The organism is Hathewaya limosa (assembly GCF_030815255.1).
Classification (GTDB): Bacteria; Bacillota; Clostridia; order Clostridiales; family Clostridiaceae; genus Hathewaya; species Hathewaya limosa.
Genome location: NZ_JAUSWN010000007.1, coordinates 1 through 24,568 on the forward strand (window position 1 = coordinate 1; position 24,568 = coordinate 24,568).

The 24,568-nt window shown below is 27.1% G+C and carries 18 protein-coding genes; 13 read left to right on the plus strand and 5 right to left on the minus strand.

The features are described from left to right. Positions 1–265: transposase (locus tag QOZ93_RS05075; protein WP_307355374.1), on the plus strand; the 265-nt coding region annotated here is incomplete at its 5' end. A 184-nt stretch (positions 266–449) separates the two neighbouring features. On the opposite strand, the gene QOZ93_RS05080 is transcribed toward QOZ93_RS05075, so the two are convergent. Continuing rightward, positions 450–2,840 (minus strand): ATP-binding protein, encoded by a 2,391-nt coding sequence (locus QOZ93_RS05080; RefSeq protein ID WP_307355376.1) that lies wholly within the window; start codon positions 2,838–2,840, stop codon positions 450–452. 169 nt (positions 2,841–3,009) lie between these two features. On the opposite strand from QOZ93_RS05080, the gene QOZ93_RS05085 reads away from it, so the two are divergent. Continuing rightward, positions 3,010–5,892 carry an EAL domain-containing protein gene (locus QOZ93_RS05085; RefSeq protein WP_307355377.1) on the plus strand — a complete coding sequence of 961 codons (2,883 nt, stop codon included), beginning with the start codon at positions 3,010–3,012 and terminating at the stop codon, positions 5,890–5,892. Positions 5,893–5,976: 84 nt separating this feature from the next. Here QOZ93_RS05085 and QOZ93_RS05090 read toward each other — a convergent pair whose 3' ends face one another. The 3 genes from QOZ93_RS05090 to QOZ93_RS05100 all read right to left on the minus strand — a co-directional run bounded on the left by QOZ93_RS05090 (position 5,977) and on the right by QOZ93_RS05100 (position 9,629). Beyond that, positions 5,977–7,098, minus strand: coding sequence for a DegT/DnrJ/EryC1/StrS family aminotransferase (locus QOZ93_RS05090; protein ID WP_307355378.1), 1,122 nt, complete (start codon positions 7,096–7,098; stop codon positions 5,977–5,979). Positions 7,099–7,204: 106 nt separating this feature from the next. Next, positions 7,205–8,386 carry a DegT/DnrJ/EryC1/StrS family aminotransferase gene (locus QOZ93_RS05095; RefSeq protein ID WP_307355379.1) on the minus strand — a complete coding sequence of 394 codons (1,182 nt, stop codon included), beginning with the start codon at positions 8,384–8,386 and terminating at the stop codon, positions 7,205–7,207. Between the two features lie 22 nt (positions 8,387–8,408). Then, positions 8,409–9,629 (minus strand): MerR family transcriptional regulator, encoded by a 1,221-nt coding sequence (locus tag QOZ93_RS05100; protein ID WP_422723870.1) that lies wholly within the window; start codon positions 9,627–9,629, stop codon positions 8,409–8,411. A 228-nt stretch (positions 9,630–9,857) separates the two neighbouring features. Between QOZ93_RS05100 and QOZ93_RS05105 the strand changes: the two genes are divergently transcribed. The 3 genes from QOZ93_RS05105 to QOZ93_RS05115 are packed head-to-tail and all read left to right on the plus strand — an operon-like array spanning position 9,858 to position 13,542. After that, positions 9,858–10,553: a response regulator transcription factor gene (locus QOZ93_RS05105; RefSeq protein ID WP_307355381.1), complete on the plus strand. Its 696-nt coding sequence runs from the start codon at positions 9,858–9,860 to the stop codon at positions 10,551–10,553. Between the two features lie 15 nt (positions 10,554–10,568). Next, the gene (locus tag QOZ93_RS05110; protein ID WP_307355382.1) at positions 10,569–11,951 is read left to right on the plus strand and encodes a HAMP domain-containing sensor histidine kinase; all 1,383 of its coding nucleotides are present in this window, start codon (positions 10,569–10,571) and stop codon (positions 11,949–11,951) included. Positions 11,952–11,976: 25 nt separating this feature from the next. Then, positions 11,977–13,542: a hypothetical protein gene (locus tag QOZ93_RS05115; protein WP_307355383.1), complete on the plus strand. Its 1,566-nt coding sequence runs from the start codon at positions 11,977–11,979 to the stop codon at positions 13,540–13,542. A gap of 32 nt (positions 13,543–13,574) precedes the next feature. Here the strand turns inward: QOZ93_RS05115 and QOZ93_RS05120 are convergent, their stop codons facing one another. Continuing rightward, the gene (locus tag QOZ93_RS05120) at positions 13,575–14,369 is read right to left on the minus strand and encodes a lytic transglycosylase domain-containing protein (RefSeq protein WP_307355384.1); all 795 of its coding nucleotides are present in this window, start codon (positions 14,367–14,369) and stop codon (positions 13,575–13,577) included. A 427-nt stretch (positions 14,370–14,796) separates the two neighbouring features. On the opposite strand from QOZ93_RS05120, the gene pyrB reads away from it, so the two are divergent. The 8 genes from pyrB (at position 14,797) to QOZ93_RS05160 (ending at position 24,515) form a co-directional block, all read left to right on the plus strand. Continuing rightward, positions 14,797–15,723: an aspartate carbamoyltransferase gene (pyrB, locus tag QOZ93_RS05125; RefSeq protein ID WP_111941300.1), complete on the plus strand. Its 927-nt coding sequence runs from the start codon at positions 14,797–14,799 to the stop codon at positions 15,721–15,723. Beyond that, the gene (locus tag QOZ93_RS05130) at positions 15,723–16,145 is read left to right on the plus strand and encodes an aspartate carbamoyltransferase regulatory subunit (RefSeq protein ID WP_111941302.1); all 423 of its coding nucleotides are present in this window, start codon (positions 15,723–15,725) and stop codon (positions 16,143–16,145) included. The genes pyrB and QOZ93_RS05130 overlap by 1 nt, the downstream gene beginning before the upstream one ends. Before the next feature lie 91 nt (positions 16,146–16,236). Continuing rightward, on the plus strand, positions 16,237–17,418 hold the full coding sequence (locus tag QOZ93_RS05135; RefSeq protein ID WP_307355385.1) for a dihydroorotase: 1,182 nt from the start codon (positions 16,237–16,239) through the stop codon (positions 17,416–17,418). Between the two features lie 29 nt (positions 17,419–17,447). Beyond that, a complete protein-coding gene (pyrF, locus tag QOZ93_RS05140) occupies positions 17,448–18,314 on the plus strand; it encodes an orotidine-5'-phosphate decarboxylase (protein ID WP_307355386.1) in 867 nt (288 codons plus the stop codon). A gap of 8 nt (positions 18,315–18,322) precedes the next feature. After that, positions 18,323–19,063, plus strand: coding sequence for a dihydroorotate dehydrogenase electron transfer subunit (locus QOZ93_RS05145; RefSeq protein WP_422723873.1), 741 nt, complete (start codon positions 18,323–18,325; stop codon positions 19,061–19,063). Continuing rightward, positions 19,056–19,952, plus strand: coding sequence for a dihydroorotate dehydrogenase (locus QOZ93_RS05150; protein WP_111941310.1), 897 nt, complete (start codon positions 19,056–19,058; stop codon positions 19,950–19,952). The genes QOZ93_RS05145 and QOZ93_RS05150 overlap by 8 nt, the downstream gene beginning before the upstream one ends. A gap of 104 nt (positions 19,953–20,056) precedes the next feature. Beyond that, positions 20,057–20,626, plus strand: coding sequence for an orotate phosphoribosyltransferase (gene pyrE, locus QOZ93_RS05155; RefSeq protein WP_111941312.1), 570 nt, complete (start codon positions 20,057–20,059; stop codon positions 20,624–20,626). Between the two features lie 412 nt (positions 20,627–21,038). Further along, positions 21,039–24,515: a collagenase gene (locus QOZ93_RS05160; protein ID WP_307355388.1), complete on the plus strand. Its 3,477-nt coding sequence runs from the start codon at positions 21,039–21,041 to the stop codon at positions 24,513–24,515. Positions 24,516–24,568 lie beyond the last annotated feature (53 nt).

A 24,568-nucleotide genomic window follows, 5' to 3' on the forward strand; every position in this document is an offset into this window, starting at 1 on the left:
TAACATGCTTCGCAAAGAGAATCTTGAAAGAATTGTAAGTGAAGAAGGATGCCAGTTAAGAATGAATCGGAGCATTCAAGCTGAAGGTTCTTTTGCAGAAATCAAACAAGATATGAGATTTCGTAGATATCTAAGTAAAGGTAAAAGAAATGTTTTGGCTGAAAGTATGCTATTAGCAATGGCACATAACATAAATAAGCTACATAATAAGATTCAGTCAGATAGAACTGGAACACACCTTTTTTCACTAAAAAAAGGTGCCTAATTTTAAAATATTAAAACTCTACAAGTCAAAAAAGCCTTAATACTAAAGGCTTATTAAAGTGCGACATTTTTAAATTATTAATCTTATAGAAGGTAAAATATTATTAAATTTTCTATAAAACACAAAAAAACGCTGCCGCGTTAGTATAAATTTTTATGCTAATGCGACAGCCCCTTTTTGTTATTTAAATGTCATTTTTCAATAGACGATTAAAATCTTTTAATTTAAGTAATATTTTATTTTTTACAGTATTAAGAGTGTTATCTGAAGCATCAAGCTTTAATTCATATAATAATTTTAGGCAATCTTCTATGTTTTCAATAGAATATATATGAAATAAGTTTTTTTCTATAGCGTCTAAAACTTCATTTTTTAATACTAAATTTTCTAAGTTGCCTTTGGGAATAATAACTCCTTGCATACCGTTTAATCCAAATAGATTACATGTATCAAAAAAACCTTCTATTTTTTCGTTTACTCCCCCTATAGGTTGAATTTGGCCATATTGATTTATAGAACCTGTTATAGCTAAATTTTGTTTAATTGGTATATCTGCAAGAGATGAAAGTAAAGCAACTAATTCCGCACATGAAGCACTATCACCTTCTATACCAGAATATAATTGTTCAAAAACTATACTAGCATTAAAAGAAAGATAAGTCTCTTGTCCTAATAAGTTTCCAATAAATCCAGATAAGATCATAACACTTTTATTGTGTATATTTCCACTCATTTTACTTTCTCTTTCTATATTTACAATACCTTTTCTCCCTGCATAAGTAGTAACGGTTATTTTATGAACCATTCCAAGAGAAATGTCACCAAAATCACATACGGAAAGTCCATTAATTTGGCCTATTTTACTACCATTAATATCAATTAAATATTGATTTTTTTTATACATTTCAAGAATTTTATATTTAATTAAACTATGCATTTCTTGTTCATCATGTAAAGCTCTTAAAACATGAACTTTCTTTATATAGGTACAATTCTCCTTCTTAGCTAAATAATTAGAAATATCTATGATATCTAATAATTTTCCTATAGAGGATGAAAAATAAAATTTATTTTCAGAAAGACGGCAAGAGTAAAGTAATATTTCTTTAATACCAGCTTTTTCAATGTGCAAGAATTTTTTGTTATTTATATAGTTAGTCATGTAGCCTATAACTTCATTTAAATTTTTTTCATTTAACTTAATATTTGAGTCAAATTCTGCCTTAACCTTAAAAAATCTTTGAAAATCTGGATCATGGGCTAAAAGTAGAGAATAAATTAAATCAGAACCTATTAGTATGATTTTTAGATTTATAGGAATAGATTCAGGTTTTAAACTAGCTATTGGCAAGAGCTCTATGGAGTTTTTAACATTTTCTATAGTGATTTCTTTTGTTTTGAGACATCTTTTTAAGTTTTCATATATGTCCATATTTGTTATAAAATCATTAGCATTTAATATTAAGAATCCACCATTAGCCTTGTGAATATTTCCAGAACGAATATGAGTAAAATCAGTAATAAGGTTTCCCATTGAATTTTCATAGTCTATTTGTCCAAATAAATCATAGTATTCAGAGGAATCTTGAAAAATAACAGGAGCACCAGAGTTTTCTTTATTGCTCACAATAACGTTTATACTATAACGTCTATATATGGGATCATCTAAAAAGCCTTCAAATAATTTAGTATTTTTAAGATTTTTTTCTTTATTATTAAGGTTGGAATCTATGTCCCCAAGAAAATAATTTATGTTAGAAATTAAATCTTCTTTTAAATTAATAATATAATTATTAATTTTTTCGCTGAAATTATATTTATCTAAAAGAAGCTTAATTTTTTTAGTAAGAAGTTTGTTTGCTATTTTATTTTCTAATTTACAAAGTTCTTCATCCATTTTTTTCTCTAATATTTTAGTTTCTTTTAGTATTTCAATAGATACAAGTCTGAGATCACTAGCATTTTTATTTATTAGATCTTTTTTTGCTTGAGGTAGTTTATTATACTCTTCCGAATCCATTTCTTTATCATTTAGCATGGGAATAAAGACTATACCTTCAGAAGAATCTTCTTCTATGATTAAATTTTTTTCTAAAGCTAGAGCATTCAATTCATCATTTAAACCTATAATTTGTTCTTCGTATTTATTAATAATTGTATTGCGTTTTTTTTCATAGGTATTAGAGGTGAAATGGATAGGTGCTTCTTCGATTATAAATTTAAGCAAATTGGTTATATCTTTTTTAAACTCTGTTCCTTTATTAGGGGGAAGAGAAAGAGCTACGGGATTATTTTCATCTTTAAAATTATAAGCATAGCACCAATCATTAGGGGTGGATAATGTTTTGGCGTAATTTTCTATTTTTTCTAATATATAAGTGGTTTTACCAGTTCCTCTATGCCCTGAAATATAGATATTATATTCTTTTTTATTAATTTCTAATCCCATTTCAATGAATTTTTTAGCAGTTTCTTGTCCTATAATACCTTTGAAAGGAATTATATCTTCAGTTGTTTTGAAATCGGGAAGATTAAGATTTAATTTGATATTTTCTATAGAAATTTCCTTATTCATATAATATTTTCTCCAATAAAAATGTTTATAAAACATTATATGCTAGATATAAAAATAATATATAAATTACATATTTTTAGTGGTATAATATATACAATATATGCAAAATCTTAAAAAAAATCTAATTACTTAGAAAGTTTGTCTTATCTTTTATTTTGGGGGTACGAGGATGGATATAAAAACTAAACTTCCATTAAGCATGGTTATTTTATTGGTCACTCCACTGATATTATTAGGAATAATATCTTACACATATGCATCTAGTAATCTTATAAAAATAAGTAAGGATAATATGACTCATATAATTAAAATGGGTTCTGGAGAGTTGCAAAATGTAATAAAAAAACAACATATTGAAACTAAACTTATGTCAGAAAAAAAAGAAGTAGTTGATTTCTTTTTTAAATGCAATAATAAAATGTTTAATGAAGAGTTTTATAATAAGCAGACAAAAGCTATTAAATCTATTTTATATGGATCTAAAATAGTATCATATGATTTATTGAATAGTCTAATTATAAATAAAGATGGAAAAGTTGTTTTTAATACGTTACAAAGAGAATATGCTTTTAATTTTAATAGTGTGTTTAAAGAAAATGCTAATATGTTATATGATACTAATATAATAACTAACTTGAAAATCTTATCTAAGTTAGAAGGAAAAGATAGTTATATTATTACAAATCCTATTATAAACGAAGATGGAAAGTTTCTAGGTGTATTTGCTAATGTATATAATTATAAGTACTTAGAAAATTCTTTGAAACAAGTTAAATTAGGTAAATCAGGATGTATAATTTGTTCTAATTTAGATAAAAATTTATTGTTAGAATCAAATAATAAAGGTGCAAAGATTATTAAAAATCCTTCTATAGAAAAACTAATAAATAAATTAGGTAAAGGGAAAACTAGTTCTTTTAACGGTTTTATAAAAATCAAAGAAGGACAAGAAGAAATTTTAATTAGGTATAATTATATTCCAAGATATAAGGAAATTTTAATGGTATGTCAAAGCATGAAAGATATCAAAGAGCCGGCTATGAATATAGCTAAAATGATAATAATAGTAACAATTATTTTTTTGATTATAGGTATAACTCTAACTATATATCTTTCTAATTGTTTAACAAAACCTATAACAAATTTAATGCATGTTATGGAACGGGCATCTAATGGAGACCTAAATGTAAAACATAATTATAATAGAAAAAATGAATTAGGAAGGCTTTCTCAAAGTTTTAATAAGATGATAAGAATTTTAAAAAATAATTATGATGAACTTTCAGAAGTCTATGGAAAATTAAGTATTGCTCAAAATGAATTAAAAGATAAGTATCTGCAGCTTCAAAACAATGAGAAGGAATTGAAAAGAATAAAAGATATATATACTATTGCCGTTAATGGGTCAAATGAGGCCATATGGGAGTATAATAATACTACTAACAAGTTCTATTATTCAGAAAAATGGAATACAATAGTTGGAATTGATATTAATGGAGGATTAAAATTTGAGGAAATTTTAGCCCTTCTTTGTAATGAAGAGGATAAAGAAGATTTTCAGAGAAGTTATTTAAATTATATTAATAATGATGAGGAATTTTTTAAATATGAGTTTAAGTTAAGGGATAGTACAGATCAATGGATTTTGTTAAAGGGAAGTGTAAATAAAGATAAGTTTGGAAATATAGATAGAGTAGTAGGATCAGTTAGTGATATTTCAGAAAGAAAAATAGCAGAAGAACAGATAAGGTTTTTTGCTTATAATGATCCTTTGACGGAACTTCCTAATAAAACATCTTTTAATAGTGACATGAGTAAAATACTGAAAAATTGTAATAGCTGTAAAGGCGAAGGTGGAGTAATTTTCATAGATATAGATGATTTTAATAAGATTAATGATGATTTAGGACATAATTTTGGTGATGATCTTTTAAAATGTGTTGCTAGTAGGTTGAGACACAAATTAAGTAATGAATTAGGATTATATAGATTTGCGGGAGATGAATTCATAGTTACTATACCTCACATTGAGAGTGAAGAATATTTTAGAAAATTTTGTTATGATTTGCTAAGTTACATGAATGGTGAAGTGTGTATACATGGAAAACAAATTTATTTATCGGCTAGTATGGGGGTTTCTAGGTTCCCAAGGGATGGAAATAACATTGATCTTATATTAAAAAATACTCATACCGCCATGTATAGGGCGAAACATTTGGGCAAAAATCAAATTGAATTTTATAGTAAAGTTATGTCTACGGAGTTAAAACGACATAATGAAATAGAAAGTATTCTAAGAAAGTGTATAGATAAAGATAAATTTATTGTTAAATATCAACCACAGATTAATTGTAATAATGGAGAAATTTATGGCTTTGAAGCTCTTCTAAGACTAGATAATAATGATTGTGGGTTTATTTCTCCAGGTGAATTTATTCCTATTGCAGAAGAATCGGGACTTATTATACCGATAGGTAATTTAGTTATGAAAAAGGTATGTAAACAAAATAAAATATGGAAAGATAAAGGGTATAATTATAAAAAAATAGCAGTTAATATTTCTGCAAAACAATTAAAAGATGAAAGATTTTTAGATAGTGTAAAACAAATTTTAAAGGAAACAGATTTAGAACCTAAATATTTAGAATTTGAAATTACAGAAACCTCTGTTTTGGATTCTATGGATAGTAAGGTAGGAATTTTAAGAAAACTTAAGAATATGGGAATTTCTATATCTTTAGATGACTTTGGAACAGGATATTCATCTTTAAATTATTTGAGAATTTTACCAGTAGATAATATAAAAATAGACAAGTCTTTTGTTGATGATATCTGTGACGATAAGGTTAAATCATCAATTATAGATGGATTAATAGTAGTAGCTAAAAATATGAATTTATCTATTATAGCAGAAGGGGTAGAAGAACCTAAACAGTATTCTATGCTAAAAAATAAAAAGTGTGATTTTGTACAAGGATATTTATTCAGTAAACCTATTATGCCTAATGAAGCCGAAGAACTTTTGAAAAAGGGTACTAAACTTAAATTATAAATAGTTTTATTATAAAAAAGGAATTATCTATATTAAAATTTTAATATAGATAATTCCTTTATATATTATTACTTTTTTTAGTAATTATTTAGTGTAGAAATTTCTTATTGTTTGACAAACAAAATCTACTTCTTCTTCCGTAATTTCAGGATATATAGGAAGAGCAAGAACTCTTTCACAAGCTTTTTCAGCTACAGGGAAATCACCTTTTTTATAACCTAAATACTCAAAACATTTTTGAGTATGTAATGGTTTTGGATAGTAGATACTAAATTGTACTTCATTCTGTCTCAAATAATCAACAAGTTCATCACGTTTTTCAGCGAAGATGTTAAATACATAGTAAACAGGTTTTTGATCACCTTTTATTACAGGTAATTTTATTTGTTCAATATCTTTTAATCTATCCATATACCAACCAGCTATGATTTCTCTCTTTTTAATAGATTCTTCCATGTGTCTTAATTTAACTAAAAGAACAGCAGCTTGAATTGTATCTAATCTAGAATTATATCCTAAATGATCATAATGATATTTTTTGCTAGCACCATGAACTCTATAAGATTTAGCAAGTTCAGCTAAGTTATCATCATTAGTTACGATCATACCACCATCACCATAACCACCTAAAGTTTTAGTAGGGAAGAATGAGAATATACCCATGTCACCAATAGTTCCAGCATGTTTATATTCAGAACCATTTCCTTTCCATCTCATACCAAAGGCTTCAGCAGCATCTTCTAATACTCTTAAATCATGTTTATTTGCAATGTTCATAATTTTATCCATATCGGCTACTTGAGCAAATAAATGAATTGGAAGAATTCCTACTGTATTCTCATTGATTTTTTCTTCTATTAAATCAGTATTGATGTTAAATGTTTCTTCATCTATATCAACAAAAACAGGTTTTCCACCATGTCTTGCTATACAAGATGTTGATGCTAAAAATGTGAATGGAGAAGTAATGACTTCTTTACCATCTTTAAATCCTAAGATATCAGAAGATAATACTAATGCATCAGTACCAGAAGCTACACCTATAGCATGTTTTGCTCCAGTAAATTTTTTTATTTCTTCTTCAAATTCCTTAACTTCAGGTCCTAAAGTTGATATACCTCTTGTTATAACATCAAATATAGCCTTATTAAATTCTTCTTTTCTATTTTCATATTCTCTTAAAGATGTATAAAAGTTAACTTTCATAATTAACTATCCTTTCTTTATATCATAAATATTATTTTATATTAGATTATACAATAAGTTATTAAACTTAGATATAAAATTAAAATTTTAAAAGTATTTTAATTTTTTATTTTAAAACTTCTTTTATGCATTTTACTATTTCTGTAGCTACTATTTCAGCATTTTCTAGAGAAAGAGTTGAATAAACAGGTAAAGAAATTTCATTTGCATATTGGTTATAAGCATTAGGATAATCTTCGATTTTATATCCTAAGTTTTTATATAAAGTGAATAATGGTAATGGAATGAAGTGTACATTTGTTGCAATACCCATTTCAGCCATCATTTCTATAACTTTAGTTCTTTGATTTTCTGTCATTCCTTTCACTCTTAAAGGATATAGGTGATAAGAAGTTTCTCTAATTTCATCTTTTATAAATGGAAGAATAGCAAAATCTTCTTTGCTTAAAATATTATTATAGATTTCAAATATTTTACTTCTATGTTTTAACATGTCTTCGTATCTTTCAAGTTGAACAAGACCTATAGCTGCTTGCATATCTGTCATATTACATTTAAATCCATCCGTTACTATGTCATATTTCCAAGCACCAGCTTTCATTTTAGATAATGCATCCTTAGTTTGACCATGAAGAGAAGTAATTTTTAATTCTTTATATAAATCTTCTTTTCCTAGGAAATTATTATCATTAAAAGTTACAGCTCCGCCTTCAGCAGTAGTTAAATTTTTAACTGCATGGAATGAGAATGTATGGAAATCAAATTGACCACCAACTCTTTTACCCTTATATTTCGCACCAAAAGAATGGGCAGAATCAGAAAGTAAAATAATATCTTCCCTATTCATTTCTTTTAGCATATTTTTTATAACATCATAATCTACAGGAACACCGGCAAAATCCACAGTGAATATAGCTTTAGTTTTTGGAGTAATAGCCTTTTTTATTTCTTCTTCATCAATTAAGAAAGAATCCTTTTTTGTGTCTACAAATATTGGTTTAATGCCTCTATGAACTATAACACTAGCAGTAGCTGTATAAGTATAAGGAGTTGTTATAACTTCATCTCCTTCTTTTATATCATAAACTTTTAATATAAGTTCCATAGCAGCTGTAGCACTTGATACGGCAACAGAATGGTTTGCATCACTATATTTTGCTACATTGTCTTCAAATTCTTTTACCTTTGGTCCAGAAGTTATCCATCCAGATTTTAATACTTCAACTACATTTTCAATTTCTCTTTCTGTTACATCTGGAGGTGAAAAAGGTATATTATATTTTTTCATAAAAGTTACATCCTTTCAAAATTTATTTGTTACATCTAAAATAACCAGTATCTTTAGTTATTATAATGTTTTTATTTTTATCTATAATGCTCTCTATATAGTTTACCAATTTAGTGTAAATTTTTTCATCTAAGTTATTTTTTATATTTTCTGGCATAGATAAAATATAATGAGTAAGAGGTAAAGCCTTATTTATAATAAGAGCATCTTCGTAGCGTTTTAAATATATATTTTTAAAATGTTTAGATAAAATGTTTTTACCACTTTCTAGGTTGAAATTACGAGTATTTATAATCCCTTCCCATTTTAAACTTTTACAATTAACACCATTTATAATATTACTAAGTTCCTTCATATGATTTTCACCTACAGTAGAAGCAAAGAAGTATCCATTGGGTTTTAATATATTTTTTATATTTAAAAGTGCCTTATCAAGATTTGTTAAATGATATAGCATATGATTTGCAATTACAATATCATATGTACTTTCTTCAAAAGGAATTTCTAAAGCATCAACTAATTTAAAATTAAAGTTATTAGTATAGTCTTTTAAATTTTTCTTTGCATCTTCCAGCATACCGGGAGAAAAATCAGTAAGTGTTATGTTAAAGTTATTTTTCATAAGGTGTATATTTTTAGCCCAAAGAGAACCATCTCCGCATCCTAGTTCAAGAATTTTAATCTCTTTATCTTTAGGATAAGAATCTGTAATGTTAAGAAGTTCATTAAAAAACCAAGGCATCCATCCCTCTTTATTTTTACTAAATTTATCATGTATAGATATTCTTTTTCGTAAATTAGTAGCATTTTCATATTGTTCTAGCCATTTCGTATGTTTATTAACGATATTCATAATACTAAACATTTCATCCCAATGGGGTTTATCATTTAATGGAATATTTTCTATCATTTCATCTATAGCTTTTGTTACCATATTTAATTGAGCAACTCTATTTTCTATAACTTTTTTTTGGAGTTCTAGAGAATATCTTAGATCATCGTCATTACCTTCATAAATCATAATTCTTTTAATATCTTGAAGCGAAAGACCTATAAATTTTAAGGTTAATATTTTTTGAAGTCTTATAAAATCATCCATACAATATAGCCTGTGACCTTTATCATTAAGTTTAGAAGGTTTTAGTAATCCGATTTTATCATAATATCTTAATGTTCTAATAGTTACTCCAGCTTTACTAGCAAATTCACCAGTTGAAATAAATTTATCCAAAGTAAAATTCACCTCGCTTTATATATATATTAATACATGACGTAAGGTAATGGTCAATAGCTTTATAAAAAATATTCTTAAAGTTTTAAGATATTTATAATATTTATATAAAATTTTAAAATAAAACTATATAAGGTAACAATATTGTTACCTTATATAGTTTTATTTTAATGTATAATAAGGGCAGTAGAAATAGATTATATTTATATATAGAAAATTAAGTTTAGAGGAGTTTAAAATATGGAAAACAAGGTTTTAATAGTTGAGGATGAGGCAAATATAAGAAGTTTTGTTAAAATATTTTTAAAGAATAATGGATTTAATGTTTTTGAATGTGAAAGAGGAGAAGATGCTCTTAAAATAGTTACATTGGAAAAACCTAATATAGTTATTTTAGATGTGATGTTACCTGGTATAGATGGATTTAAAGTTTGTGAAGAATTAAGAAAACAGAATAAAAATATAGGAATTATAATGCTTACAGCTAGAGGACAGGATAATGATAAAATAGAAGGATTTGAAACTGGAGCTGATGATTATATGGTAAAACCATTTAATCCCAAGGAATTATTGTTAAGAATAAAATCTTTATTAAGAAGAGTATCCGAAGAAAATAAGGAACAAGAGGATGCTTGCATAATTTCAGAGCCATTTAAATTAGATATTTATGCTCAAAAATTATTTAAAAATGATACAGAAATTGATATGACCCCAAGAGAATTTTTGCTTATGAAAACTTTTATGGAAAATCCAGGGAAAGCTTTTAGTAGAGAAGAACTTCTAAGTACTGTTTGGGGTTGGGATTTTTATGGGGAATCAAAAATTGTTGATGTAAATATGAGAAGATTAAGAACTAAAATAGAAGATAATCCTTCAGAACCGAAGTTTATAGAAACCGTATGGGGTAAAGGATATAGATGGGTATCTAATATTTAATAAAGTGGTGAGCTTATGAAAAGTATAAGAAAAAAATTGACTAAAAGTTATGTGAAAGTTATTCTTTTTAGTATTGTTGTATTAGAAATAATATTGTTTAGTTTTATTAGATTTTATTTTTATAATAATCTTGAAGAAAATCTTTTAAGTCAAATTAAGACTTCGGCAGAGTTTTATAATAGGTATTTTTCTTCATCTACTCTGGAGGAAAATATTATATCTAATGTAGATATTTTTTGGAAACAGACTCCTGCACAAGTTCAAATTATTGATACAAAAGGGAAAATACTTATGGATTCCATAGGTGTTAGAAATTATGAAAAATTAGATACTACTGATTATAAAAAAGCATTACATAATCAATATGGAGTTTGGACTGGTAAGGTTTCTTATTATGATAAAGGTGTTATGGCCTTATCATATCCTTTAAAATCAGAAAATAATGTTATAGGTGTTTTGAGGTTTGTTACTTCTTTAGAAGAAGTTAATAAAAATATTTTAGGTATAATGATACTATTTTTAATTATAGGGGCTATAGTTATTTTTGTAGGTTCTTTGGTTAGTTTAGTTGTTGCAAATTCAATTGTAGAACCTATAAAAGGGCTTACAGTAGTTGCAGAAAAAATGGCTAATGGTGATTTCAAGGCTAGAAGTGAAGTGAATTGTGAAGATGAGATTGGAAAGCTTTCTCATACCCTTAATTATATGGCAGAAGAAATAGAGAAAAAGGATAATCTTAAAAATAATTTTATTTCCTCTGTATCTCATGAACTTAGAACACCACTGACAGCTATAAAAGGATGGGCTGTAGTCTTAAATTCCGATGGTATGGATAAAGATACTTTAGGTGAGGGCTTGAATATTATAGAAAAGGAAAGCGATAGACTTTCTAATATGGTGGAGGAACTGTTAGATTTTTCTAGGTTCGTTTCTAATAAAGTTACGATTAAGAAAGAAGAGTTCTCGGTGGAAGCTTTGGCTAAGTATTTAGAAACATATCTGAAACCTAGGGCAAATAGAGAAAAGATAAATTTTAAAGTAATATGTGAACATAATTTGCCAACAATAATGGTAGATAAAAACAGATTAAAACAAGTTTGTATTAACATAATAGATAATGCTTTCAAATTTACGCCTGAAAATGGTGAGGTAGCATTTAAAGCATATAAGAAAAATAATGAATTAGTAATAGAAGTTCAAGATACAGGATGTGGTATAAGTGAAGAAGAATTGCCTAAAGTAAAGGAGAAATTTTACAAAGGTAAAAGTAGCAAGTCACAGAATGGTATAGGACTTTCAATTTGTGATGAAATAATTAAATTACATAATGGAGAATTTATTATTGAAAGTGAATTAGGAAAAGGTACTAAAGTACTTGTTAAATTAAAATTAAGTTAAAGAATGTATTATAAGGAGTTGGATTATGAGAAAAAAATATAATTTAAGAAATAAAGTACTTATTTTCCTATTGATATCTATTTTTTTAACTCTTTTAAGTGGTTGTTCTACTAATATAGAGTTAAGTGAAAAAGAAAAAATATTAGCTCCTAGTAATGAAAAAATACCTATTACAGGAATTTGGAAAATAGAATCTTATAAAAATTGGAATAGCAAAATAACAGAAAAGGAATTGAAAAGAATTTTAAAAAATAAAATTGAATTTAATGAGGACGTAGTAAGAGTAGGAAAAGAAGTTTGCAATAATCCTCAATTTAAAATAAAAACAGTAGATGCAGATCAGTATTTAATATATGCATATAAAAGAACTAGACAGGAATTACAAATAAAAAATAAAAATTTGAATATAATATCTGTAACATCAAATGAAAAACATTTTTATGATTTTATGGAAATAGATTCTGATAATATGATATTATATGCATATGATACATTTTTATATTTAAAAAAGGTAAGCGAAAATGAGATAAAAAATTCTAATAGAAAAGAAACTAATGGAAATACAGAGCAATTTAGTAAAATTCACAAAGATGAAAAGGAATTACTAAGGAGTACCTTAGTATTAGGATTAAGAAGTGAAAATAAGATAAAGGTACCTTTAGACAATGATACTAAAAAAGAAATAGTTTCTCAAAAATATAGAACTTTTACTATATATTCTAGAAATAAAAAAATAGAAAATGTAATAGAAACAGATAAAATTTTAATACCTAGGAATATTGGTTTTTGGGGATTAAATAATAATTTGTATACTGAAAATGGAAAAATAATAGAAGAATTAAATGCCTATAATGTGGATCAAAAACTTGAAGAGTTAAATGCCCATAATGTGAATCAAAAATTTAAAGAAAGTAATATAAAATATGATCAAAATAAATCTTATTTTGATCAATTAGCTAATAATGAAAATTTATTATGTAGAGTTAACTTTATAAGCGATAACTATGTTGGAATTGAATATGATACTAAGAAAAATATAAATGCTATAAAATATGATAAATTTGCGGTACTACCTTTAGATAACTTCAATTATGGCAAGTTAGGAATATGGCATGTTATGAGTGGTGGAGAAGAGGGGAATCTTCAGAATTTAGAAAAAGATCTAGATAAACAAGGATATAAATTTGATGATACCAATTTTACCCTTAAAAGAAAAAATGGGTATTGGGCTATGATAGGAAGGGCAGTTGAAAAAGAAGACGAAAATAGGTATAAAGATTATATGATAAATACAATTCCTTCACGAGGAATTGTAAATTATGATACCTTGAATATATCTTGGAATGATATTAAGGCAAAAATCCCAGAGGCTAGAGATGCTTACACATCTCCTAATAAAGATTTATTAGTTATACTAACTAATAAAGAAATATTAATTTATACTGTTACATCAGGAAAAATAGCTCAAAGACAAAGTGTAACAATTCCTTTAAAAGAAGGTGAAACCGCTGTTATGGCAGAATGGGCAACAGGAGAATATGCATTAAGATGGAAAAAAATAAGTGAATATAATGGACAAAATAAAAAATAATCTCTTTTTAGAGATTATTTTTTATTTTATATTTAAAGAGTTTTACAATATCCTAATACTTTTTTTACATAATTACGAGTTTCACTAGGTAGATTTACTATGCCGTCTACTGAAGTGACTCCTCTTCTATGTAAAGTTCCAGGACCTGCATTGTATGCGGCAAGTCCTAATGCTATATTTCCCTTTTGACCTCTAATCATGTCTTTTAGATGGCGGACGCCAGCATCTACATTTTGTTCAATGTTATATGGGTTACTAACGCCATAATCAGTACAATTTTCTGGCATAAGTTGCATAAGTCCCATAGCACCAGCCCAAGATTTACAATTTGGGTTAAAGTCTGATTCCTGTTTGATAACAGATAAGACTAAATTTTTATCCATATTGTATTTTCTGCAAGCCAAATCTACAGCCTGCATTATTCTAGGATTTTTAACTGAAATTTTTTCCATGCCTTTTACGGAACCATTTAAGTAAGTATTTATACCATAATTTTTATTATTGTAACTTTTATAAGTATTTTTTAAATCTAAAGTTGAAATAGTATCAGAAAATCCATTAGCTAAATCTTGTAATTTTACACCAGTAAGACTAGAATTTAATTCTTCACCTAATTGATCACCATTTTTTTCAAGCATTGATGACATAATAGATTGTAAAATCATAGAAAAAGATGAATTGTTTTTAAATGAATTTTCAAATACTTTTTGAATTAAACCTACCTCAACAATTTTTTTTAAAGAGTCTTGATTTATATTGTTGGGTTCTAATTGTTTTTTTACACCTTGTGTATTTAAAGGCATGTTTAAAATATTTTCTATTTTCATAATAGATAAGTTACCTCCTATATTTAATTAAAGTTATAATGTTTAATTAAAATTATATGATAATTCTCAGTAAATATCTTTTTATACTAAAAAATCAAAAATAAATATAATCTAAATAAAATTATCGTCTATTTAGAGAAAAAACTTAAATTTATTTTTTAAAAATTAATTATTGACGTAGATAAAAAATTGATGTATAGTATAACAAGAAACAAAGACAAGTAGTAAACAACAAAATAAATAACCTTTAAAAATAGATCCAGAGAGGTCTAAAAGGAAGAGAAAAGTTCGGATATAGGTGTTCTATATCTATGGCTAAAAAAGAAAATTTTACATTTATGGCGCACATAAATCTTCCTTTAAAAGGAAGATTTTTTTTATGCCTTTAAATCTAGTCCAGCGAGACTAAAAAGGGGGAGTATTAATAATGTTAAAAGGAAGACATTTAATTGATCCAATGGATTTTACAGTAGAGGAGTTAAATGAAGTTTTAGAATATGCTCAGAAAATTATAGAAAAACCTGAAGCATATGCCCATGTATGTGATGGAAAAATTTTAGCAACTCTATTCTATGAACCAAGTACAAGAACTAGACTAAGTTTCGAAGCTGCTATGCTAAGATTAGGAGGACAAGTATTAGGGTTCTCTGAAGCAAAATCTTCTTCAGCAGCAAAGGGAGAAAGCGTAGCAGATACGATTAGAACTATAGAATGTTATGCAGATATAGCTGCTATGAGACATCCTAAGGAAGGCGCTCCAAAAATTGCTTCAATGTATTCACAAATGCCAGTTATTAATGCTGGAGATGGTGGACATCAACATCCAACTCAAACCTTAACAGATTTACTTACAATTCGTTCTATTAAGGGAACTCTTTCAAATTTAACCTTAACTTTCTGTGGAGATTTAAAATTTGGAAGGACAGTACATTCCTTAATAAAAGCCATGTCAAGATATGAAAATAATAAATTTATCTTAGTATCTCCCAAAGAATTAAAAGTTCCAGATTATATTAGAGAAGAAGTTTTAAGAAAAAATAATATAGAATTTAAAGAAGTAGAAAGATTAGAAGACGTAATAGATGAAGCAGACATTCTTTATATGACAAGGGTACAAAGAGAAAGATTTTTTAATGAACAAGATTATATAAGATTAAAGGATAGTTATATTATAAATGCTGATAAAATGAATTTAGCTAAAAAAGATATGATTGTAATGCATCCTTTACCAAGAGTAAATGAAATATCTATAGAAGTGGATAAAGATCCACGAGCAAGTTATTTTAAACAAGCTAAATATGGTATGTATGTAAGAATGGCTTTAATAGCAAAACTTTTGGGGGTGGATAAATAATGTTATCAATAAATGCAATCAAAAAAGGAATAGTTATAGATCACATAAAAGCAGGACTTGGTATGAAAATTTTCTACTATTTAGGCTTAGATAAAGTTGAATATCCAGTTGCTTTAATTATGAATGTTAATAGTGATAAAAATGGTAAAAAAGATATTATTAAAATTGAAAATACAATTAATATAGATCTAGCGGCATTAGGATTCATAGATCCAGGCATTACTATAGACATTATAGAAAATGAAAAAGTTTCTAAAAAACTTCAATTAAACTTACCTGAAAAGATCGAAAATGTAATTCAATGTAAAAATCCAAGATGTATAACTTCAATAGAACAAGAAATTACTCATAGTTTTTATCTTGTAGACAGTGAAAAAGGAACTTATAGATGTCAATATTGTGATGAAGTTTATAAATTTTAATTATATTAGACCATGGGTGTTATAGCTCATGGTCAACTTTTAAATAAATATATGTAAAGTGTTAATATAATTGTAGAGGAGATTAAATTGAATGGAACTTTTGATAAAAAATGTAGAGATTATTGACTGTAATAGTAGGTTTCAGGGAGATATATATATTAATGAAGGAATTATAAAAGAAATAGGAATTAATTTAGATAAAAAGTGCCAAGTTATTCATGGAAATAATAAAATTTTAATGCCAAGTTTTGTTGATTTGCATTGTCACTTTAGAGATCCAGGTTTTACGATTAAAGAAGATTTAAAGTCGGGATCTATGGCAGCATTACACGGAGGATATACAACTGTAAATCTAATGGCTAACACCAATCCAAGATGTAGTGATATGGATACATTTTATAATGTAATGAATAGAGGTAAAGATTTAAATCTTGTTAATATAAATCAAATTGTTACCATAACTAAGGATATGAAGGGACAATCTATAGAACATTTAGATTCTTTAACAGAAGAGGTTGAATTTATATCTGATGATGGAGTGGGAGTAACATCTGATGAAGTAATGTATAAAGCCATGTTAAAAGCTAAAGAAAGAGATATGACTATAATATCTCATGCAGAAACTAAAGAGTTCTCTGAAATAGATATGAGAGTTGCAGAGAATTTAATGACATTTCGTGATATAGCACTATGTGAAAATACAGGTGCAAAACTTCATATGGCTCATGTCAGCACAAAAGAGGCTATGGAAGCAGTTATAAATGCAAAAAGAAGAAATGCAAATTTAACTTGTGAGGTAACACCTCATCATATAGGCCTTATCAATTATGATTACAGAGTAAATCCACCTATAAGAGGCAAAGAAGATGTACAGTATCTAATAGATGCTATAAAAAATGGTTATGTAGATGCAATTGCAACAGATCATGCTCCACATACAGAGGAAGATAAAAAAAATGGAGCACCTGGAATATCAGGTATTGAAACAGCTTTTTCAGTTTGTTACACAAAGTTAGTTAAAGAAGGTTATATAAGCTTAAATAAATTATCAGAAATAATGAGTAAAAATCCATCTAAAATTATGGGATTAAATAGTGGAGAAATAAGACCGGGATTCAATGGAGATTTGGTTTTAGTTGATATAGATAAGAAATATAAAATAGACAGTAAAGAGTTTTTCTCAAAAGGGAAGAATACACCTTTTGACGGACAAGAAGTTTATGGAGAAATTTTAATGACTATAAAAAGTGGAGAAATCAAATATAGAAAATAACTTTATGCCAATATTTAGGAGGAATAAAGATGATAATAGATAAATTATTTAAAGTGGTAGAGGAAAAAGGACATGTATGTCTTGGATTAGATACAGATGTAACTTATCTGCCAACAGGGTATTTAAAGAAATTTGCAAGTATAAGTGATGCAATATTTAATTTCAATAAAGAGATAATAGATAGTACATTTGATGTGGTAGCGTGTTATAAGGTTCAAATTGCTTATTATGAGGCGTATGGAATAGAAGGATTAAAAGCATATTCAAAAACCTTAAAATATATAAGAGAAAAAAATGTAATAAGTATTGCAGATATAAAAAGAGGGGATATTGCTAAAACAGCTGAAATGTATGCTAAGGCTCATTTTACTGGAGCATTTGAAAGTGATTTTATAACTTTAAATCCTTATATGGGATTAGATAGTATAGAACCTTATTTAGAATATGTAAAAAACAAAGAAAAAGGAATTTTTGTACTAATAAGAACATCTAATAGAGGTGCTGAAGATATAGAGTATATAGAAACAAAGGAATGTAGTAGAGTATATAAAAGGGTTGGAGAAAAGATTAAAAATTTAGGTAAGGAATATTTAGGAACATGTGGATATAGTTCCATAGGTGGTGTAATGGGATGTACTCATGCTGATGAAGGTATTGAGATGAGAAAATTATTAAATGATACATTTTTCTTAATACCAGGTTATGGTGCTCAAGGTGGCGGAGCAAAAGATGTTATACCTTATTTAAAAAATGGTAATGGTGGAGTAGTAAATTCTTCAAGAGGTATATTACTTGCTTATAGAAAAAAAGAAAATGGAGAAAAAGAATTTGCCAATTGTGCAAGAGAGGCAGCTATTGCTATGAAAAATGCAATATTAAACGAAATAAATAAGTAAAGGAGAGAATACCTTTGATATGTTCTATAGAAAAAGTTATAAAAAATAAAAAAATACAAGAGGGAATATATGAAATTCATATAGAAGGAAATTTTCAGGGAATACCAGGTCAATTCTATATGTTAAAGCCTTTACAAGGAAATATATTATTACCAAGACCCATTAGTATTTATGATGTTAAAGATAATTATATAAGTTTTTTATATCAAGTAGTTGGAGAAGGTACTGACCTTATGAAAAATTTGAATAAAGGTGATGAAATTCAAATAATGGGGCCTTTGGGTAATGGATTTAATATTGAGGATATTAGTGGAAAAGTGGCATTAGTTGCAGGGGGAATAGGTATAGCACCGATGGTATATCTAAGCCAAAAACTAGGAAAATGTGAAGTAGATTTCTATGCTGGATTTAGAACTGTGGATTATTCTGTGGATAATGTGGAAAAAAATGTAAACAAAGTAGAAATAGCTACAGAACAAGGGATAAAAGGACATAAAGGATATGTTACAGATTTATTGAAACCAGAAAAATATGACATAGTTATAACTTGTGGACCAACGGTTATGATGAAAAAAGTTGTAAAAATGTGCATGGAACAAGAAACAAAGGTATTGGTATCTATGGAAAATAGAATGGCATGTGGATTAGGCGCTTGTCTTGGATGTACATGTAAAACGAAGGAAGGAAATAAGACAGTCTGCAAAACTGGGCCTGTATTTATAGGAGAGGATTTGATATGGAATGATTAAGGTAGATATGTGTGGAATAGAATTTAAAAACCCTGTAATAACAGCTTCTGGAACATTTGGTTTTGGAGGAGAATATGAACCTATTTATGATGTATCAAAACTAGGAGGAATATGTACCAAAGGACTTACTATTAATAAAAAAGATGGAAATGATGGAGTAAGAGTGTGGGAAACTACATCGGGAATGTTAAATAGTGTAGGTCTTCAAAATCCAGGAATACATGGATTTATACAAGACTATTTACCTCATATGGAGAAGTTAGGCAATGTAATCATAGCTAACTTAGGAGGGGCAACTTTGGAAGACTATATTGAGGGAATAAAAATTTTAAATAATACATCGGTTCAAATGATCGAGTTAAATATATCTTGTCCTAATGTAAAAAATGGCGGAATGGCTTTTGGAATAAAATCAAAAGTGGCACATGAAATAGTAAGAGAAGTAAAAAGAGTCTGTAAGAAGCCATTAATGGTTAAATTATCACCTAATGCAGAGGATATTGTAGATATGGCACAAGCATGTTGTGCCGCAGGAGCAGATGCGTTATCTCTTGTAAATACATTTAAAGGGTTGGCTGTAGATATAAAAAGAAGAAAACTAGTTTTCAATAATGGATGTGCAGGTTTTTCAGGGCCGGCTATAAAACCTATTGCCCTAAGAATGGTTTATGAAGTTTGTAAAAATGTAGATGTTCCAGTTGTAGGATTAGGGGGAATAATGACTGCAGAGGATGCAATAGAGTTTATAATGGCAGGAGCTACGGCGATTCAAATTGGAACAGTAAACTTTGTAAATCCTAAAGCTGGAATTGACATAATAGAAGGAATAGAAAATTTTATGATAAAAGAAGGTATAAAAGATTTATCTGAAATAAGAGGGATCTTATAATATAAAGCTGAGTGTTAGATTAAGTAAAGGAAAATATAAATAAAAAAATATAAAAATAATGATAATAAACTAAAAATACAAAAAAAATTAGGAGGATTTAAATAATGAATAAAATTAATGTGATTGATATATTGAAGGAAAGTGAAGCTTTATTAGAAGGACATTTTTTATTATCATCAGGAAGACATAGTGATAAGTATTGTCAATGTGCTAAGTTGCTCCAATATCCTGATAAGGCAGAAAAAGTTTTAAGTGTGGTTTGTGATAAAGTAAAAGACTTAGATTTTGATATGGTTGTAGGACCAGCTATGGGTGGAGTCATAGTTGCATATGAAATGGGAAGACAATTAGGTAAACCAGCTATATTTACTGAAAGAGTTAATGGAGAAATGCAATTAAGAAGAGGATTTGAAATTCAAAAAGGACAAAAGGTTATAATTACAGAAGATGTTGTAACAACAGGAAAATCTTCCATGGAAACAGCTAAGATTTTAAAGGAATTAGGAGCGGAAGTTATAGGAATAACTTGTATAGTAAATAGAGGTGGAGCTAATGTTGAATTACCAATATATAGCTGTATAGATCTTAATATAGAAAGTTTTGAAAAAGAAGAATGTCCATTATGTAAACAAGGAATGGAATATATAAAACCAGGAAGTAGAAATATTAAATAGATTATAGAAAAATTTAAAAATATAATACACCAATGTGGAGAACACTCTACTAAGTATAAACAGTTGAAAATATTGTTGTGAAAACTACTTAGTAGGGTGTTTTTATATTAAGTTCCAAAAAAATTATTAAAAATCATGCAAATAAATTTTTGCTATGTGGAGGTAAAAACTAAAGGTTAATGGGAAAATATATGTATTGTAATAGTGTGTGTTAAAGAGAATAAGAGTACTAAAAAGAAAAATTTAATTTATATTTTTAAATAGTTAATTTAAAAGTTAACAAAAAATTCATATCATGTTCTGAAAATTCACAGTATAATAAAATAAACAATATAAGAAAGACTTAAATCCAAATTATAATATAACTTAAAATTAATTTGAAATTTAAGTCGAAAAATGAGGGGGAATAAATTTGGGTAAAAATTTAAAGGTGCTAATGTCCATTATTGAAAATCAAAGTGGTGCCAGAAAAAAAATTCAAAAAACAGCTCTTGTAACATGTATGACTACAACCATGGTTTTAAATAGTGCAATAGGAGTTATGGCTTTTCCTCAAACAAAAGAAATACCGAATGAAAGGATTGAATGTAATAATAAATCAAAACAAATAACTACAGAAAATGTAGAGGCACTAAAAACTAACAATGAAATAGAAAAAACAAAATCAACTGTTACTTTAATAAATGAACCAGGAAAAATTACAAATAAGATTATAAAGAAATCTTCTAGAGGTTCAGAACAAAAATATACCTTAGAACAACTTTCTAATATGAATTACAAGGAAATGTCAGAAGCAGTTGCAGGTACAACATGGAGCAATATTGAAGGATTATTTAAATATAGTACAGAAAGTTATAAATTCTATTCAAATAAAGAGCGTATACAATATTTATTAAATGATTTAGCACAAAGATCGAAAACGTTTTCTAATACTGATAATAAAGGTATTCCTACAATCATAGAAGTTTTAAGATCAGGATTTTATTTAGCATACTATAATGATTCATTGAGCTATCTTAATAGTTATGATTTTAAGAAAAAATGTTTTATATCTATGAATTCATTATTGGATAATCCTAACTTTCACTTTGGAACTAAAGTTCAAAATGGGGTTATTGCATCCTTAGGTATGCTTATCGGTAATACGGCTTGTGACTCCAATATAATGAATAAGTGTGTTCCTTTAATTAGAGATTATAAAGAAAATCTTAATGAATATAGTAAAGATTCATCAAAGGGAAATGCAATGTATGAGATTATTAAAGGTATACGCTATTATGTAAATACCTGTTCTTATAGTAAGGAAGCTAAGGATATGGAATGGTATGGAAAAATTTCTGGTTTCTTAGATGAACTTAAAAATATAAGTTTAATTAATAATGGTAATGGAAAGTGGCTTATAGATAATGCAATATCTGATTTTAAAGATTGGGCAATATATTATGGAGATGATAAAAAGGCTATAGAAGGTTTAACTGAAATTATGGATAATTCACCTAAGTATTCTGAAAAGTTTTTTTCTATAGCTAGTAAAATATATAGTAATTATAATGGTAAAGATGCTCATGGAAATACTATAGACTACAATAAATTAAAAGAAGAAGGTCTTAAACATCATCTTCCTAAAACATACACTTTTGATAATGGTACCATAATAATGGATGTAGGAGAAAAGGTTTCAGAAGAAAAAGTTAAAAGACTTTATTGGGCAGCTAAAGAAGTTGAATCTCAATTTTTTAGAGTAGTAGGTAATGATAAAGCGTTAGAACCAGGAAATCCAGATGATATTTTAAGAATAAAAATATATAATTCACCACAAGATTATAAGGTAAATTGGTATTTAAGCAATGTAAGTACAGATAATGGAGGTATTTATATCGAGCCTAGAGGAACTTTCTATACATTTGAAAGAACTGCGGAAGAAAATATTTATAGTGTGGAAGAACTATTTAGACATGAATTTACTCATTATCTTCAAAGTAGATATTTAGTTCATGGAATGTGGGGACAAGGTCCTTTATATAATAATAGTAATATGAACTGGTATGATGAAGGAACAGCAGAATTTTTTGCAGGGTCAACTCGTGTAGAAAATATAAAACCAAGAAGTGCAATAATAAATCAATTGTCATCAAATAAAGAAAAAAGATTTAGTATAAAACAAGTACTGGAGTCTACTTATAGTAGTGGATGGGAATTCTATAATTATGGATGTGTTTTTGCAAGTTATCTATATAATCATGATATAGAAACATTTAATAAAATAAATGAAGCTATAAATAAAGAAGATTATAAGGAATATAATAGTATTCTTTCAAGCTTAAAAAATGATACAGAGAAAAATAATAGATATCAAAAATATATGCAAGAATTAATAGATAATAGGCAGAATATAGGAACACCACTAGTATCAGATGAATATATAAAAAATCATGCAAAAAGGTCACTTTCTGAAATTTCTTCTGATATAGTTAATGTTAGTGAGATTAAAGAAGTGAAAAATGAAGCTTTAAAATCCGATAATGTAAATTCTTTTAAGATCTCAGGAATTTATACAGGAGAAAATTCTGTTGATAAATTAACTGATTGGAATAAAATGAATAAAAAAGCTAATGAAATTTTAAGAACTCTTGAAAACAAAGGATGGTCAGGATATAAAACAGTTACATGTTATTTCACTGATTATAAAGTTGTGAATGGTAAGTATCAATTTAATTTAGTATTTAAAGGCTTGTTAAATGATTTAACCTCAATAAAAGAAGATAATAAAAAACCTATAGCTAAAATAAATATAGCTAAAAATAATGTTAAACTAAATGAGGATATACAGTTTAATGGAGATGAATCAACTGATACAGATGGAAATATAGTATCTTATTTATGGGATTTTGGAGATGGAAAAACAAGTAATGAAGTTAATCCTAACCATAAATATAGTAAGGAAGGTTGCTATGATGTCAAACTTAAAGTAACTGATGATAAAGGTGCAATTGGAGAAGAAACAATAAAAATATCAGTAGTAAATAATATTATAACAAAAGAACAAGAACCTAATGATAAGTTTAACGACGCTAATGGTCCTATATATAATAATATGCCAGTAGAGGGAACATTAGAAAGGGAGGATCAAGATACATTTTATTTTAATGTAGATAAGAAAGGGAAAGTTAGTATAAATATAGATAGTGATAATTTATATTATACTTGGGTAGTTTATAAGGCAAATGATACTAGTAAGTATGTTTGTTGGAAACAGCGTACAGAGGGAAACACAACTAAAGGTGAGTTTGATGCTAATGAAGGAAAGTATTATTTAAAGTTATATCCTACGCATAATTTCAATGGTGATATAAATTATAAAATAAGTTTAAAAGGAGTTAAAGAAAATCAGAATAAACAGTTTAAAGGAGATAAACCTATTGATGAGGAATTAGGTTATGATGTCAAAGCTAAAGTAACTGGTGATAAAGGTATAACTAAAAGAGAAATCATAGAAATACCTGTGTTAAAGGATAAACATGATTTTATAGTAAGAGAAGAAGAACCTAATGATGGTTTTAATAATGCTAATGGTCCTATATATAATAATATTTCAGTAGAGGGAATGTTGCAAAAAGAAGATCAAGATACATTTTGTTTCTATGCAGATAAAAAAGGAAAAGTTAACATAAATATAGATAGCAATAATTCCAATTATACTTGGGTAGTTTATAAGGCAAATGATACTAGTAAGTATGTTTGTTGGAAACAGCGTATAGAGGGAAATACAACTAAAGGTGAGTTTGATGCTAATGAAGGAAAGTATTATTTAAAATTATATACTATTCATAATTGTAAAGATAATATACATTATAAAATTAATTTAAAAGGGGTCAGAGCAAATAATTAAGCTATATCAAAAGATAAATATAGGATATTACAATTAATAAACTAAAAAAATAA